We start from the raw sequence: 918 nt of genomic DNA, 5'->3' as shown, positions 1-918 counted from the left end.
TTCCTGCGCTCGACTTGCATGTATTAGGCACGCCGCCAGCGTTCGTCCTGAGCCAGGATCAAACTCTCCATGAAGTGTTTGACTTGCTCGTTGTTGTGACCGAAGTCACGATTGACGAAGCTTGCGCTTCATTCATGTTTGTATTCCGTAGAATACGATTTTTGCCTCATCGTTCAGTTTTCAAAGTCCAATGTATTTCGTATGAAAATAATGGTCGGGAAGACAGGATTCGAACCTGCGACCCCTTGGTCCCAAACCAAGTGCTCTACCAAGCTGAGCTACTTCCCGAAAAGTGCACCCTGAGAGATTCGAACTCCCGACCCCTTGATTCGTAGTCAAGTACTCTATCCAGCTGAGCTAAGGGTGCATCATATGGTGCGGTCGAGAGGACTTGAACCTCCACGATGTTGCCACCACTAGGCCCTCAACCTAGCGCGTCTACCGATTCCGCCACGACCGCATAATGCTATTCAAATATAAATGGAGCGGAAGACGGGATTCGAACCCGCGACCCCGACCTTGGCAAGGTCGTATTCTACCACTGAACTACTTCCGCATATAAATGGTACGGGTGAAGGGACTTGAACCCCCACGTCAAAGACACTAGATCCTAAATCTAGCGCGTCTACCAATTCCGCCACACCCGCATAAAAATGGTGTGTCATGCAGGATTCGAACCTGCGACCCTCTGATTAAAAGTCAGATGCTCTACCAACTGAGCTAATGACACATAAATGATATGAAGTTGAAAAATGGGGCGACTGATGGGAATTGAACCCACGAATGCCGGAATCACAATCCGGTGCGTTAACCACTTCGCCACAATCGCCAAAATAAAAATGGTGCCGGCAACAGGAGTCGAACCCGCGACCTACTGATTACAAGTCAGTTGCTCTACCAGCTGAGCTACACCGGCAA

General features: G+C 49.3%; 8 tRNA genes and 1 rRNA gene. All 9 read right to left on the bottom strand.

Annotation, left to right across the window (positions count from 1 at the left end):
• A 16S ribosomal RNA gene (locus BW42_RS08975) occupies positions 1-74 on the bottom strand; the annotation flags it as partial.
• A 137-nt stretch (positions 75-211) separates the two neighbouring features.
• A tRNA-Pro gene (locus tag BW42_RS08970) sits at positions 212-288 on the bottom strand.
• 5 nt (positions 289-293) lie between these two features.
• A tRNA-Arg gene (locus tag BW42_RS08965) sits at positions 294-367 on the bottom strand.
• Between the two features lie 6 nt (positions 368-373).
• Positions 374-460 (bottom strand) — tRNA-Leu (locus tag BW42_RS08960).
• A gap of 21 nt (positions 461-481) precedes the next feature.
• Positions 482-556 (bottom strand) — tRNA-Gly (locus tag BW42_RS08955).
• 7 nt (positions 557-563) lie between these two features.
• A tRNA-Leu gene (locus BW42_RS08950) sits at positions 564-647 on the bottom strand.
• A 7-nt stretch (positions 648-654) separates the two neighbouring features.
• Positions 655-730 (bottom strand) — tRNA-Lys (locus BW42_RS08945).
• Positions 731-753: 23 nt separating this feature from the next.
• Positions 754-829 (bottom strand) — tRNA-His (locus BW42_RS08940).
• Between the two features lie 11 nt (positions 830-840).
• Positions 841-916 (bottom strand) — tRNA-Thr (locus BW42_RS08935).
• Positions 917-918: the final 2 nt, after the last annotated feature.

Source organism: Exiguobacterium sp. RIT341, from assembly GCF_000632205.1.
GTDB lineage: Bacteria > Bacillota > Bacilli > Exiguobacteriales > Exiguobacteriaceae > Exiguobacterium_A.
This window is presented reverse-complemented; position numbering and strand designations above follow the sequence as displayed.